Annotated in this window: 14 protein-coding genes and 1 riboswitch; of the genes, 7 read left to right on the forward strand and 7 right to left on the reverse strand. The window is 64.4% G+C overall.

All coding sequences use genetic code 11. From position 1 onward, the window contains the following. Positions 1–13: 13 nt before the first annotated feature. The 3 genes from CK226_RS05125 to CK226_RS05135 are packed head-to-tail and all read left to right on the forward strand — an operon-like array spanning position 14 to position 3,580. Entirely contained in the window at positions 14–1,531 is a 1,518-nt protein-coding gene (locus CK226_RS05125) for a glycerol-3-phosphate dehydrogenase (RefSeq protein ID WP_095791233.1), read from the forward strand. Beyond that, on the forward strand, positions 1,501–2,589 hold the full coding sequence (locus CK226_RS05130; RefSeq protein ID WP_095791234.1) for a class II aldolase: 1,089 nt from the start codon (positions 1,501–1,503) through the stop codon (positions 2,587–2,589). Before CK226_RS05125 ends, CK226_RS05130 begins: the two co-directional genes overlap by 31 nt. A 49-nt stretch (positions 2,590–2,638) precedes the next feature. Next, a complete protein-coding gene (locus CK226_RS05135) occupies positions 2,639–3,580 on the forward strand; it encodes a TIM barrel protein (RefSeq protein WP_095771164.1) in 942 nt (313 codons plus the stop codon). Between the two features lie 61 nt (positions 3,581–3,641). Here the strand turns inward: CK226_RS05135 and fba are convergent, their stop codons facing one another. Then, a complete protein-coding gene (fba, locus tag CK226_RS05140; protein WP_095771163.1) occupies positions 3,642–4,706 on the reverse strand; it encodes a class II fructose-bisphosphate aldolase in 1,065 nt (354 codons plus the stop codon). A 275-nt stretch (positions 4,707–4,981) separates the two neighbouring features. On the opposite strand from fba, the gene CK226_RS05145 reads away from it, so the two are divergent. Genes CK226_RS05145 through CK226_RS05155 form a run of 3 tightly spaced genes read left to right on the forward strand, consistent with a single transcriptional unit; the run spans position 4,982 to position 7,026 of the window. Then, on the forward strand, positions 4,982–5,752 hold the full coding sequence (locus tag CK226_RS05145) for a DeoR/GlpR family DNA-binding transcription regulator (RefSeq protein ID WP_095791235.1): 771 nt from the start codon (positions 4,982–4,984) through the stop codon (positions 5,750–5,752). 47 nt (positions 5,753–5,799) lie between these two features. Further along, positions 5,800–6,558, forward strand: coding sequence for a triose-phosphate isomerase (locus CK226_RS05150; protein WP_095791236.1), 759 nt, complete (start codon positions 5,800–5,802; stop codon positions 6,556–6,558). Between the two features lie 27 nt (positions 6,559–6,585). Beyond that, a complete protein-coding gene (locus CK226_RS05155; RefSeq protein ID WP_095791237.1) occupies positions 6,586–7,026 on the forward strand; it encodes an RpiB/LacA/LacB family sugar-phosphate isomerase in 441 nt (146 codons plus the stop codon). Here the strand turns inward: CK226_RS05155 and dhaL are convergent. The 4 genes from dhaL to CK226_RS05175 all read right to left on the reverse strand — a co-directional run bounded on the left by dhaL (position 7,023) and on the right by CK226_RS05175 (position 10,728). Next, positions 7,023–7,658, reverse strand: coding sequence for a dihydroxyacetone kinase subunit DhaL (gene dhaL / locus CK226_RS05160; RefSeq protein WP_095771159.1), 636 nt, complete (start codon positions 7,656–7,658; stop codon positions 7,023–7,025). The two genes, CK226_RS05155 and dhaL, sit on opposite strands and share 4 nt — an antisense overlap. 15 nt (positions 7,659–7,673) lie before the next feature. Then, complete coding sequence (locus CK226_RS05165) at positions 7,674–8,687, reverse strand: dihydroxyacetone kinase subunit DhaK (RefSeq protein WP_179300970.1); 1,014 nt, start codon at positions 8,685–8,687, stop codon at positions 7,674–7,676. 69 nt (positions 8,688–8,756) lie between these two features. Beyond that, positions 8,757–9,230 carry a 6,7-dimethyl-8-ribityllumazine synthase gene (locus tag CK226_RS05170; RefSeq protein ID WP_095791238.1) on the reverse strand — a complete coding sequence of 158 codons (474 nt, stop codon included), beginning with the start codon at positions 9,228–9,230 and terminating at the stop codon, positions 8,757–8,759. 77 nt (positions 9,231–9,307) lie between these two features. Then, a riboswitch (FMN riboswitch) is annotated at positions 9,308–9,452 on the reverse strand. 100 nt (positions 9,453–9,552) lie between these two features. Then, positions 9,553–10,728, reverse strand: coding sequence for an MFS transporter (locus tag CK226_RS05175; protein WP_095791239.1), 1,176 nt, complete (start codon positions 10,726–10,728; stop codon positions 9,553–9,555). Between the two features lie 48 nt (positions 10,729–10,776). On the opposite strand from CK226_RS05175, the gene CK226_RS05180 reads away from it, so the two are divergent. Further along, a complete protein-coding gene (locus CK226_RS05180; protein WP_095791240.1) occupies positions 10,777–11,316 on the forward strand; it encodes an Lrp/AsnC family transcriptional regulator in 540 nt (179 codons plus the stop codon). A 12-nt stretch (positions 11,317–11,328) separates the two neighbouring features. Here CK226_RS05180 and mtnA read toward each other — a convergent pair whose 3' ends face one another. Both mtnA and mtnK read right to left on the reverse strand, forming a co-directional pair. Further along, on the reverse strand, positions 11,329–12,423 hold the full coding sequence (gene mtnA / locus CK226_RS05185) for an S-methyl-5-thioribose-1-phosphate isomerase (RefSeq protein WP_095791241.1): 1,095 nt from the start codon (positions 12,421–12,423) through the stop codon (positions 11,329–11,331). After that, positions 12,420–13,691, reverse strand: a complete 1,272-nt coding sequence (gene mtnK, locus CK226_RS05190; protein ID WP_095791242.1) for an S-methyl-5-thioribose kinase — start codon at positions 13,689–13,691, stop codon at positions 12,420–12,422. Before mtnK ends, mtnA begins: the two co-directional genes overlap by 4 nt. Positions 13,692–13,763: the final 72 nt, after the last annotated feature.

Here is a 13,763-nt window from a genome sequence, read left to right on the forward strand (position 1 = left end):
AGGCTGCGGCGACATGAACGGCGGCCTTGAAATCGTCGACCTCTTCGTTGTCGGCGGCGGCGTCAATGGCGCCGGCATCGCCCGCGACGCAGCGGGCCGCGGCCTTTCCGTCATCCTGTGCGAAAAGGACGATCTCGCCGAAGGCACCAGTTCGCGCTCGGGCAAGCTCGTCCATGGCGGCCTGCGCTATCTCGAATATTACGAGTTCCGCCTGGTGCGGGAGGCGCTGATCGAGCGTGAGGTGCTGCTGGAATCGGCGCCGCACATCATCTGGCCGATGCGCTTCGTGCTGCCGCACAGCCCCGACGACAGGCCGGCCTGGCTGGTGCGGCTCGGCCTGTTCCTCTACGACCATCTCGGCGGCCGCAAGCGGCTGCCGGCGACTCGAACGCTCAACCTGCGCACCGCGCCCGAGGGCGCGCCGATCAAGGATGCCTTCCGGCGCGGCTTCGAATATTCTGACTGCTGGGTCGACGATGCCCGCCTCGTCGTCATCAATGCGCTCGACGCCGCGGAGCGGGGCGCCAGGGTTTTCACGCGCACCGCCTGCACCGCCGCCCGCCGCGAGAACGGCCTGTGGGTTGTCGAGATGCAGGAGGGCAGGACGGGTATCAGGACGGTGGTTCGGGCGCGCGCGCTGATCAATGCCGCCGGCCCCTGGGTCAACGACATCGTCAACCGCGTTGCCGGCCAGAACTCCAGGCGCAACGTACGCCTCGTCAAGGGCAGCCACATCGTCGTGCCGAAATTCTGGGAGGGGCGGCAAGCCTATCTCATCCAGAACAGCGACAAGCGCGTGATCTTCATCAACCCATATCAGAACGATCTCGCTCTGATCGGCACCACCGACATTCCCTATGAGGGCCGGCCCGAGGACGTGGCGGCGGATGAGAGCGAGATCGATTACCTGATCAAGGTGGTCAACCGCTATTTCAAGCGCGGCCTTGGGCGCGGCGATGTCGTCTATTCGTTCTCCGGCGTCAGGCCGCTCTATGACGACAATGCCGACAACCCAAGTGCCGTGACCCGCGACTATATTTTCGAGCTCGACGCGCCGGACGCACAGGCGCCGCTGCTCTCCGTCTTCGGCGGCAAGATCACCACCTTCCGCAAACTGGCCGAGCATGCGCTGGACAGGATCGCGCCGTTCTTTCCCAAAATGGGCAAGCCCTGGACCGCGAAGGCGCATCTGCCCGGCGGCGATATCGCCAATGCCGATTTCGAACAGTTCCTCGGCGATCTCGGAGGCGAATATCCCTGGATGCCGGCATCTCTGCTGAAGCATTACGGCCGGCTCTACGGCACCAGGACACGGGCTTTGGTTGGCGCGGCGCGTTCGCTCGATGAGCTTGGGCGCTGCTTCGGCAAGGATTTCTTCGAGCGCGAGGCCGCCTATCTCTTCGACCGGGAATGGGCCGTGACGTCAGCCGATATTCTCGAGCGTCGCACCAAGCACGGCCTGCATCTGTCCGCCGAGGAAAGGGTGGCCTTCGAGCATTGGTGCGCGAACCGGTTGGCGAGGGCAGGCTGATGGTCCATTCCGTCGATACTGGCACCACGGAATTCCGCATGCTGCGCTCCTTGTCGGCCAGCATCGGCGCCGACCCGTTGCTGGTTCAGGGTGCCGGCGGCAACACCTCCATCAAGCAGGCCGGTGTGCTGTGGATAAAGGCGTCGGGCACGTGGCTGAAGAACGCGCGCGACGACGAGATCATGGTGCCGGTCGCGCTGGCGCCGTTGCTCGATGCCGTGGCGCATCGCAGCCCGGCGGCGGAGACCGCGGGGCAGTTCACGCTGGCGGACCTCAACCCTCGTCAGCTGCGGCCCTCCATCGAGACGACGGTGCATGCGCTGCTGCCGCAGAAGATCGTGGTCCACGTCCATTGCGTCGAGACGATCTCGATCGCCGTGCAGGCCAATGCCGAAGCCTTGCTGGAGGGGCGCCTGCGCGGCCTCGACTGGGCCTTCGTGCCCTATCGCCGACCCGGCCTGCCGCTGGCGCAGGCGATCGCCGAGCGGCTGAAGCCCGCGGCCAACGTGCTCGTGCTTGGCAATCACGGCCTGGTGGTCGCTGCCGATACGGTCACCGAGGCAGCCTTGCTGCTGCAACGGGTGACCGGGCTGCTCGCACGGCAGCCGCGCCCGGCTCCGCCCCCCGATCTCGATGCGCTGCTGAGGCTCGCCGCAGGCAGCGACTACCGGCTGCCGGCCTCGACCGCCGCGCATGCCGTTGCGACCGACCTCGCCAGTTGCCGCATCGCCGCCTCCGGCAGCCTCTACCCGGATCATGTGATCTTCCTTGGCGTCGGCTCGGTGATCGCCGGCCCTGGCGAGGACGCGGCGGCGGTCGTTGCCCGCACTGGAGCCGCGCCGACGTCCATCCTCTTTCCCGGCAAGGGTGTGCTCATGCGCCGGGATGCCAATGCCGGCGCCGAAGCGATGGCGCGTTGCCTGGCCGACGTCGTCGCGCGCGTCGATGGCGCTGCGCGCGTCAACTATCTCAGTCCGAAGGAGAACGCCGAACTGCTGAACTGGGACGCCGAGAAATACCGCCAGCAACTCAACCGCGAAGGGGTGACGCTGCAATGACGGCATTCCGCTCCAATGTCTTGCTTTGCGTCGGGGAGGGATAGCGACCTTGGCCTTCACGCTCTCCCTCAACACCAATCCGCTGGTCAATCGCTTCGCCGATCCGGACGACCTGATCGACACCATCGCCTATGACATCGGCATAAGGGACGTGCAGCTCACGCATGAATTCATCAATCCCGGCTGGCCCGCCGCGACGATCGTCAAATTCGTCCGCCTGTTTCGCGGCGCACTCGCCCGCACCGGCGTGCGTGTCACGTCCGGCATGACCGGTCCTTACGGCAGGCTGAATCATTTCGGTCACCCCGACGCCGATGTGCGCCGCTACTATGTTGACTGGTTCAAGACCTTTGCCGACCTCTCGGCCGAGCTTGGCGCCGGTGGCATGGGCACGCAATTCGCCATCTTCACCCATCGCGACTTTGACGACCCCCAGCGCCGCGTGCGGTTGTTCGACATCGCGCTGGACTGCTGGCGCGAGGTCGCCGAGCACGCCCGTGCGGCCGGCCTGACCTATCTGTTCTGGGAACCGATGTCGGTTGGCCGCGAGTTCGGCCACACCATCGAGAATTGCCGGCTGCTGCAGCGTACGATCGACGCCGCAGGTATGGCGATCCCGCTGGAGATGATGGTCGACATCGACCATGGCGACGTCACCTCGAGCAATCCGGCTGACATCGATCCGTACGCCTGGGCCGAAGCCTTTCCCACGAAATCGCCGATCATCCACATCAAACAGTCGTCGATGAACAAGGGCGGCCATTGGCCGTTCACATCAGCCTACAACAGGGACGGCCGCATCACGCCTGAAAAACTGCTGCAGACGGTGCGGCGCGGCGGCGGCACCGACAACGAGATCTGCCTCGAACTGTCGTTTCGTGAGCGCGAGCCGGTCGACCATCAGGTGGTCGCCATGATCCGCGAGTCCGTCGACTACTGGGCGCCGTTCATCGAGACAGGCAGGTCCGATCTTCTGCCAAAGGCCGGTTAGAAAACGGGCAGGGGCCGATGCGGCTCCTGCCCGTTGAATTCAGCAGATAATCGCCCGGAACTCAGCCGAATTTGGGGTCGAGGCTGCCCGACTTGTAGCGCTTGGCCATTTCCGAGACCGGCAGCGGCTTGATCTTCGGTGCGTTGCCGGCGGTGCCGAACTGCTCGAAGCGCTCCTTGCAGAGCTTGCGCATCGCGGCCATTGCCGGCGTCAGATATTTGCGCGGATCGAATTCGCTGGGGTTTTCCGTCAGCACCTTGCGGATCGCTCCGGTCAGCGCCATGCGGTTGTCGGTGTCGATGTTGATCTTGCGCACGCCATGCTTGATGCCGCGCTGGATTTCCTCCACCGGCACGCCCCAGGTCGGCTTCATCTGGCCGCCATATTTGTTGATGATCTCCTGCAGGTCCTCCGGTACCGAAGACGAACCGTGCATGACCAGATGCATGTTCGGCAGGCGGCGATGGATCTCCTCGATGACGTTCATCGCCAGCACCGCGCCGTCCGGCTTGCGCGAGAATTTGTAGGCGCCGTGGCTGGTGCCCATGGCAACCGCCAGCGCGTCGACATGGGTGTCGCGCACGAACTGTTCGGCCTGCACCGGATCGGTGAGCAATTGGTCGTGGCTGATCGCGCCTTCGACGCCGTGGCCGTCTTCCTGCTCGCCGCCGCCGCTCTCCAGCGATCCCAGCACGCCGATCTCGCCTTCGACAGACACGCCACCCCAGTGCGCCATGTCGACGACGCGCTTGGTGATGCCGGAATTATAGGCGTAGTCGGCCGGCGACTTGCCGTCTTCCTTGAGCGAACCGTCCATCATCACCGAGGTGAAGCCGTACTGGATCGCGGTGACGCAGGTGGCTTCGTTGTTGCCGTGGTCGAGATGCATGCAGACCGGGATGTCGGGATGGATCTCGACCAGCGCGTCGATCAGCTTGGCCAGCACCACGTCATTGGCATAGGCACGCGCACCGCGGCTTGCTTGCAGGATGACAGGCGATTTGGTCTCTTCCGCCGCCTCCATGATGGCGAGGCCCTGTTCCATGTTGTTCATGTTGAAGGCCGGCACGCCATAGCCGTATTCGGCGGCGTGATCGAGCAATTGTCTCAGTGTGATGCGAGCCAACGAATAGTCTCCCGTATCTGGTTTCAAACCTGGTGGTTGCGGACTGTCCGCGCATCGTCCAGCCCACCGATGCTTCTGGCCGGATTTCCGCGCAACCGCAACCGTCACCGGCCGTCCCGGCAGCAATTCTTGTTACAGCGCCGCGATCGGGGCAAGCGGAATATCCCAAGAATCCATCTCATTATCACAGAAAACTTGATACTTTTGCGACGATAGCTGTTATATCTCTGAACTCCGATCAAGCAGCCGCGCTTCGGCGTTGGCGGTCAGCGGCAATGAAGAGCGACATCAGACGGCAAGGCATTATGGAGTTTCTGATGGACGCCGGTCAGGCCGGCGTCGACGATCTCGCCTTGCGCTTTGGCGTCTCGAAGATGACCGTGCATCGCGACCTCGACGAGCTCGAGGAAAGCGGTTTCCTGCGCAAGGTGCGCGGCGGCGCTTCGATCCAGCCGAGCAGCCTGTTCGAAAGCGACTTCCGCTACCGGCAGAAGCAGGCGACCGAGGAAAAGCAGCGTCTGGCGGTGGCTGCCGTGGCCATGATCGAACCTGGCCAGACGGTGATCATCGATGACGGCTCGACGGCAGGAGGCATTGCGCGCCATCTCACCGATCTGCGGCCGCTGACGGTGATCTCCAACAATCTGGCCGTCATCCAGGAACTGGCCGGCGCCGGGGGGATCAACCTGATCGCGCTCGGCGGCCAATACAGCAAGAAGTTCCACGGCTTCTTCGGCCTGCTGGCCGAGGCTTCGCTCAAATCGCTGCGCGCCGACGTCGCCTTCCTGTCGTCTTCGGCCATCCATGGCGCTTCCGCCTTCCACCAGGATCAGGAGGTGGTGCAGGCCAAGCGGCTGATGATGGCGGCGGCGACTCGCAAATATCTGCTGGTCGACCACGGCAAGTTCGGCCGCACGGCGCTGCATTTCCTGACTGATCTCAGCGCATTCGACGCGGTCTTCACCGGCCGCGCGCCGGAGCCGGGCGTGCGCGCGGTGCTGGATGCCGGCGGCGTCTCGCTGACGGTCATCGACAAGGGATCATGATCCCGGCATCGGGAGATCGTGATCAGCAAAATTAAGGAGCAGTACGCGTGGTCTACTGGGTCGGTACAAGCTGGAAGATGAACAAGACGCTCGCCGAGGCGCTGGATTTCGCGCAGCGCCTGGCCGGCTTCATTCCCGGTTTCGATGACCGCATCCAGCCCTTCGTCATACCGCCCTTCACGGCGGTGCGCGAGGTCAAGCAGGCGCTGTCGTCGACGCACATCAAGGTCGGTGCCCAGAATATGCATTGGGCCGACGCCGGCGCCTGGACCGGCGAGATCTCGCCGCTGATGCTGAGGGATTGCGGGCTCGATCTGGTCGAACTCGGCCATAGCGAACGGCGCGAGCATTTTTGCGAGACCGATCGCACGGTTGGCCTGAAAACGGCGGCGGCTGTGAAGCACGGGTTGATCCCGTTGATCTGTGTCGGCGAGACGCTGGCCGAGCGCGAAAGCGGGCAGGCCGATGCCGTGCTGGGCGCCCAGGTCGAGGGCGCGCTGCAATTCCTTGAAGGCGAGGCGAAGGGCGCGAAAATCCTCTTCGCCTACGAGCCGGTCTGGGCGATCGGCGACAAGGGCATTCCGGCCAGCGCCGACTATGCCGACAAGCAGCAGGCATTGATCAAGACAGTGGCCGGCGCCGTGCTGCCGTCGCTGCCGCCGGTGCTTTATGGCGGCAGCGTCAATCCCGGCAATGCCGCCGAGCTGGTCGGCCAGCCCAATATAGACGGCCTCTTCATCGGCCGCTCCGCCTGGCAGGCGGACGGTTACATTGGCATTCTCGGCCGCGCCTCGGCGGCGATCTGAAACCATCCGAACCGCAAAGGGAAAACCATGAAAATAGCCATTGGAGCCGACAGCGCCGGCAAACCGCTGCTCGACGTCATCGCCGCCCACCTTGCCACCAAATCCGGCCTGACGGTCAGCGATCTCAGCCAGGCCGGCTACTATGCCGACCTGTCGCAAAAACTCGCCCAGACCATCGTCGACGGCGAGAACGATCGCGGCATCCTGTTCTGCGGCACCGGCATCGGCGTCTCCATCTCGGCCAACAAGGTGCCGGGCATCCGCGCCGCGCTCACCCACGACACCTATTCGGCCGAGCGCGCGGCGAAATCCAACAACGCGCAGATCATCACCATGGGCGCCCGCGTCATCGGCCCCGAACTGGCCAAGGCGATCGTCGATACGTGGCTCGCCTCCGAGTTCGACGAACAAGGTCCCTCGGCCGGCAATGTCCAGGCGATCGACAGGCTCGATGCGGCGAAGCGCTAGCTCAAGCTCTTGCGCATCGCGCCGATCACGGTGACGGCCGACGCCGCGCCGGGGTCGATATGCCCGAGCGATCGCTCGCCGAGCCGCGAGGAGCGGCCCTTGGCGGCAATCATGTCCTTGGTTGCTTCCGCCCCACGCGCGGCGGCGGCAAGGGCCGCCTCGAGACACTGAGCCAACGTCTTGCCGGCTACACTGGCCGCGGCGGCCGCTTCGGCCGCCGGTTGCCAGGCATCGACCATCGTCTTTTCGCCCGGTTCGGCCTTGCCGCGATCCTTGATGCCTTGTGCCATGGCCTGGAACAGGGCGGTGAAGTCCGCGTCCGCCAGCGCCGCGTTGCCCTTGACGGCAGCACCGGCGCGCATGAAGGCCGTCGCATAGAGCGGGCCAGAGGACGCGCCGACGGCGTTGAGGAACGATTTCGCCGCCGTGTTGAGCAACGCCGTCGGCTCGGTCGCCGCGAGGTCGAGCGAGGCCAGCGCATCGCGCACAGCATTGAAGCCGAGCGCCATGGCAATGCCGTGATCGGCGTCGCCAATGACGCCGTCGAGCTGGCAGAGCCGGTCCTTGTCGGCCTCGATCGCCACCGCGATCGTATCGAACATTCTTTTCAGGTCAGCGGTGTCGATGGTCACGGGAACGCTCTTTCGTCAGCCGGCACGGAACATGGCGCAGTCGCAGGGGTGGTCGAGCATGGTCTGCAAATCCTCGTCGAGATGAAAAAGCGTCACCGAGGCGCCGGCCATTTCCAGTGACGTGCAGTAATTGCCGACCCAGGTCGCGTGGATGGAAACGCCGATGTCGTCGAGCCGCTGCTTGACCCGCCGGTTCATGACGTAGAGCTCCATCAGCGGCGTCGAGCCGAGCGAATTGACCAGCACCGCGACCTTGTCGCCGCGCTTCGGCGCCATCTCGGCGAAAATCTTGTCCAGCATCTCGTCGGTGATCGCGTCGGCGGTCCCGAGCTTGCCGCGGGCGATGCCGGGTTCGCCATGGATGCCCATGCCGATCTCCATTTCGTCCGCGCCGATCTCGAAATTCGGCCGCCTTGTCTGCGGCAGCGAGCAGGGCGACAGCGCAACACCCATGGTGAAGGTGTGGTCGTTGGCCTTGCGGGCGACGCGCTCCACCTCGTCCAGCGAGAACATCCGGTCGCAGGCCGCACCGGCGGCCTTGAAGATGAAGAAATTGCCGGCGACGCCGCGCCGCTTCTGCCGCTGGTCGCGCGGCGCCGAGGCGACGTCGTCGGTGGTCAGGACGGTGCGCACCTCGATGTCGTCCATCGCTGCCATCTCGGCCGCCATGTCGAAATTCATCACGTCGCCGGCATAGTTGCCATACATGAACAAGACGCCGGCGCCGCCGGTGACCGCCTTGGCGCATTCGAGGATCGGATCGGGCGGCGGCGAGGCAAAGACATTGCCGATGGCCGCCGCATCCGCCAGTCCCTTGCCGACAAAGCCGAGAAAGGTCGGCTCATGGCCGGAACCGCCGCCGATCACCAGCCCGACCTTGCCGGGCCGTGGCCCGTCGCGGGCGATGATCGAGCGCGGGCTGCCGTCCGCGCTCCTGAGGTGGCGAGGATGCGCGGCGAGGATTCCTTCGAGCATTTCGTCGACGGCGCGGTTGCCGTCATTGATGATCTTCTTGGTCTGCACCGGCATCCTCCCCGAACTCGGTATTTCGCAAATACTACCGGGTGTTATCGCGATTTCCACCCGGCCGGGAAGATTTCATGCCGCGATCTTTTCCCGCGCGGCGAGAATTTCCACGCAGGCCCTGGCCGCTTCCTTGCCCTTGACGGTGAAGTGCTCGAAGAAGAAGCGATGGTGGTCGGCGCTGTCGTGATAATTGTGCGGCGTCAGCACCGCCGAAAGCACCGGAACGCCGGCTGACAGCTGCACGTTCATCATGCCGTCGATAACGGCGCTGGCGACGAACTCATGCCTGTAGATGCCGCCATTGACGACGAAAGCCGTGCCGAGGATCGCGCCATAGCGGCCGGTCTCAGCCAAGGTCTTGGCGTGCAGCGGGATTTCGTAGGCGCCGGGCACATCGAAGACATCGACAGCGAACCGGTCGCCTCCGATGCCGGCCAGTTCCGCTACGAAGGCGTTGACGCACTGATCGACGATATCCGCATGCCAGCGCGCGCGGATGACGGCGATGCGAACAGTTTCATAGTCTTTGCGGGAATGCTGATTCATGGGTCCATCCTTCCGTTTCGAACCAGAATCAGGACGCACGATACGCAATCCGGCCCGCCGGAGCGGCCCGTTTTCCGTTTCGTTCTCTTTCATCCGGACTGTAACCGTCGGCTCCGGAATCACACCGGATCTGCTGACCTTTCCGATTTCGGAAAGCGCTCGCGGGCTTTGGCCGAAACCATTACCGCCGGTGGGGATTTTCACCCCGCCCTGAGAACATTAACGCCTCTGTATGGAAGGGCAGGGGTGCCGCTGTCAACCAGGCGACAGGCCGGTGGCCAATCACGTTCTGTCGACTGGCGCAATTCTGTGAAGAGCCGCTCTATCGCGTGCGCCACGCCGCAGCCGCTGCTGCAACCAGCATCAGCAGCGCCGCAACCATCGCGCAGACGGCAAAGCCGAAGCTGGAATAGATCGGCCCGAAGCCGGTGGTGCCGATAAAGACCGCGAGATAGGTCACGGCGCTGTTCAGGCCCATGATCGTACCGCGCTGTGAGGGATCGAGCGCCGCCAGCCGCATCACCAGAACATTCAATCCGAAATGATTGGCAAGCCCCCAGATAGCCACCATGGCGAGCGTCAGGCCGAAACTGTTGCTCGTCGCGGCAATGGCGACATAGACGGCCGCGACAAGAAGATAGGCGAACGGCATGACGCGGCGGGCGCCCAGGCGATCGATCGCGCCATCGAGGAGAGCAGCCGTGCCGAAGCCAATGCCGTAAGCGAGCGCGGCCCAGCCATTGGCGCTCACCGGCTTGCCCAGTCCGCTGTGCAGGTGGTCGCCGAGATAGCCATAGACACCGTAGAAGGCGGTCATGAAGGCTGCGCAGGCGATGAGAAGCGGCACAATGCCGGGAATGCCGAGCGCCGCCAGCGGCGTTGGTGCCGGGCCGCTCTTCCTGATGTCGCTCAGCGACGTCATGCTGAGGCTGGTCAGCGCCAGCACTGCCAGCACCGCGACGGCGGCGAACACGGCGCGCCAATGCACGAGATCAGCAAGCACGGCCGAGAGCGAAACGCCGGCCACCATGCTGAGCGTCCATCCGGTCAGCACCACGCCGATAGTGCCGCTTTCGCGGCCGGGCGGCGCGATCGCCGCCGAACTCGCATAGATCGCCGGCATGGCGACGCCGGCGGCGATGCCGGCGATGAATTGCGCCGCGACAAGCATGATCAGTACCGGTGCGGCCGCGCTGGCGACGAGAGCAATGGCCAGCAACAGCAATGCCCCTTGCAGCATCCGGCGGGCGCCGAGCCGGTCGATGTAACGGGCGAGGAACAGGGCGCTCGCCGAGGTGCCGAGGCCAAAGGCGGCCGCCGCGATCATCACGGTCGGGACGCTGCTCGAGAAGGACGATGCCACGGCCGGGGCTATGGGCCCCAGGACCAGCGAATTCGAGCCGATCACGGCGATGCATCCGGTCAACAGATAGGCGAGGGCCGGGATCGCCGGCCTGGCGTCTGCTGCTAGGGCGGTGGCTTGATTGCTGTTCGACATATCGTCATAATGGCCGTATTAAATTCCGTGGCAATCAGGATTATCGACATGGATGAAGAAACAGATGGCATTCTGCAGAACAGGCCGGCGCCCCGCGATGTCGATGCAATTGACCGAAAAATATTAGGTGTTCTCGTTGACGACGCGACGGTCAGCTACGCCGAACTCGGCGATCGGGTCGGGCTTTCACCGCCAGCCGCGCATGAGCGGGTCAAACGTCTTCGGCGCAGCGGCGCCATTCGCGGCACGGCAGCGATCATCGACCCCAAGGCGGTGAAGAAGCCGCTGCTCGCCTTCGTGCATATCGACACCAGGGGCTGGGGCAAGACCCCGGAGCTGATGGCGGTTTCGCAATATCCGGAAGTCGAGGAGATCCACACAGTCGCCGGCGATACCTGCATGCTGCTGAAGGTCCGCACGGAAGACACGAGGGCGCTGGAAGGGCTGCTTGCTCGCCTCTACGAAACGCCCGGCGTTACCTCGACGCGCAGCTATGTGGTGCTGTCGACCTATCTCGAGCGTCCGGTGCAGCCCGGCATCACCGACACGTGGCCGACGCCGGGGCACATGAGCAAGCCGTTGTACTAGCCGGCATCGGTGCTATGCCCGTTCGGGGAACATCGCCTTCAGGCCGTCGCGCGAGGCCTTGGCGATGCCGCGTTCGGTGATCAGCCCGGTCACAAGCCGTGCAGGCGTCACGTCGAAGGCCGGGTTCCTCGCCGGCGTCGCTTCGGGCGACACGCGCACCTGGGCGATCTCGCCCTTGGCGGTCTTGCCCCAGACCAGCGACACCTCGTCGCCGGAGCGTTCCTCGATCGGGATTTCGGCAAGGCCGTCACGCACCGTCCAGTCGATGGTCGGCGAGGGCAGCGCGACATAGAACGGTACGTCATTGTCGGCGGCGGCGAGCGCCTTCAGATAGGTGCCGATCTTGTTGCAGACATCGCCATCGGCGGTTGTGCGGTCGGTGCCGACGATGACCATGTCGATCGCGCCGCGCTGCATCAGATGGCCGCCGGCATTGTCGACGATCAGCGTGTGCGGCACGCCGTGGCCGGCCATCTCCCAGGCGGTAAGCTGGGCGCCCTGGTTGCGCGGCCGCGTTTCGTCGACATAGACATGGACCGGGATGCCGGCTTCGGTTGCCAGATAGATCGGCGCGGTGGCGGTGCCGTAGTCGACGGTCGCCAGCCAACCGGCATTGCAATGGGTCAGGATATTGACCGTCTCGCCCGGCTGCTTGCGCGCCGCGATCGCCTGGATGACGGCAAGTCCGTTCTCGCCAATGGCGCGGTTCAGTCCGACATCCTCGTCGGCGATCTCGGCGGCGCGACGATAGGCGGCTGCGGCGCGTTGTTCCGTCGGCAGCGGCTTGAGGAAGCGCCGCATCTCGTCCAGCGCCCAGCGCAAATTGATCGCCGTCGGGCGCGTCTCGTGCAGCGTCTCCCACACGGCATCGAGCGCTGCGTCGGACGGATCATCCGCCATCTGCATGGCGACGCCGTAGGCCGCGGTGACGCCGATCAGCGGCGCGCCGCGCACCCACATGTCGCGGATGGCGGTGGCGATGCCGGCAACCGTGCCGATCGTTTCGATGCGGAAATCATGCGGCAGCCAGCGCTGGTCGATGATCTCGACCGAACGCCCGTCATCGCTCAGCCAGATGGTGCGGTAGTGGCGGTCGCCGACGTTCAAATGCTGCTCTCCTGTTCGATCAGCGCGGCCAGGGTGTTGACCTCGTCGATGCTGTGTATCTGGCGCCGGTTGACGGCGATGTGACGGCCGAATTTTAGCGCCTTTGCCTCACAACTGGCGCGAAGCTCTTCATCGGCAATGGTCTCAAAATCGGCATTGTGGGCGAGGCCGAGGATACGCCTGTGCACCTCGATGCCGGCAAAGCCGAGCAGGTCGGTCCAGATCTGGTGCAGCACATGGTCGAGCGCCTGTTCCGCACCCAGCCTGTCGCCCTGATCCTCGAACAGGCTTTTTTGATAGAGCATGCCGCTGCGTTCGCTGCGCCACAGATGCGAGAATTCGGCGCGGAACACCGCCCATGTCTCTGCGGTAACCCCGAGCAGATAGGCGCGCATGGCATCGCGCTTGCCCTTCTCCTCATGTCCACGCTGCGAGAAGAAAGACATCCAGAAATTGGCGAGCAGCATGCCGACATCGAAGGCCATTGGTCCGTAGAAGGCGAACTCCGGATCGATCATCCGGGTCTCCGTGTCGGTGACCATGATCGAGCCGGAATGCAGATCGCCATGCAGCAATGTCTCGGCATTGGCGGCGAAAATGTGCTTCAGCCGCTGCGCCTCGACCTTCAGGTCGCGATCGGCGCGCAGTTCGGCAACGACTCCCTCGAGCTGCGGCGTATGCCGATTCATCTTGGCGTCGAAATAGGGATCGGAGAACACCAGGTTCTCGGTGATGTCGCAGAGCTCGACATTGTCGGCGAACAGCGCCAGATCGGCCTTGCGATCCTTGGCCACCATCGACAGGTCGGAACCGCGAAACAGCGTGCGGGCCATGAACAGGCCGATATCCCTGGCAATGTTGGGAAGCTGGCGCCCGTCGATCAGGGCACGCCTGAGAATGACGTGTGGCGGCGCCAGATACTCCATGATGATCAGCGCCTGGCCTTCATCGAAATGATAGATCGCCGGCACCGAGCCCGGCGCGCGCGCCTCTTGCCTTGTCAGCGCGTGATACTCGAAGAAGGAACGTTTCAGCGGCAGCGGCCAGCTATCGCCGACCAGGCGGACATAGGGCAGGGCCTGCTTGACCACGGCCGCGCCGCCGGCGCCCTCGACGATGAAGACGAGGTTGAGATTGCCGTCGCCGACCTCGCGTACCTCCCAGTGTATCGTGTCCCTGCCGATCTTGGCGCACAGCGCCGCGTTCGTGCCGAGGCGCGTTGCAAGCGTCTCCACCGACAGTGCTTCGAACGGCAATTTCCCGGTCATTCGTGTCCCTCCCGCCTGTGCGCTCCGATCATAAGGGAGCCCTGACGGCGGGGCCAAGCTAGGAAGCGATCT

The organism is Mesorhizobium sp. WSM4311, from assembly GCF_002295115.1.
Lineage (GTDB): Bacteria > Pseudomonadota > Alphaproteobacteria > Rhizobiales > Rhizobiaceae > Mesorhizobium.

Coding starts and splice junctions, on each gene's coding strand:
- mtnK (WP_095791242.1), bottom strand. CDS start 13,691: ATGACCGGGAAATTGCCGTTCGAAGCACTGTCGGTGGAGACGCTTGCA.
- CK226_RS05170 (WP_095791238.1), bottom strand. CDS start 9,230: ATGAATCAGCATTCCCGCAAAGACTATGAAACTGTTCGCATCGCCGTC.
- CK226_RS05155 (WP_095791237.1), top strand. CDS start 6,586: ATGAAAATAGCCATTGGAGCCGACAGCGCCGGCAAACCGCTGCTCGAC.
- CK226_RS05145 (WP_095791235.1), top strand. CDS start 4,982: ATGAAGAGCGACATCAGACGGCAAGGCATTATGGAGTTTCTGATGGAC.
- CK226_RS05175 (WP_095791239.1), bottom strand. CDS start 10,728: ATGTCGAACAGCAATCAAGCCACCGCCCTAGCAGCAGACGCCAGGCCG.
- CK226_RS05125 (WP_095791233.1), top strand. CDS start 14: ATGAACGGCGGCCTTGAAATCGTCGACCTCTTCGTTGTCGGCGGCGGC.
- CK226_RS05165 (WP_179300970.1), bottom strand. CDS start 8,687: ATGCCGGTGCAGACCAAGAAGATCATCAATGACGGCAACCGCGCCGTC.
- CK226_RS05180 (WP_095791240.1), top strand. CDS start 10,777: ATGGATGAAGAAACAGATGGCATTCTGCAGAACAGGCCGGCGCCCCGC.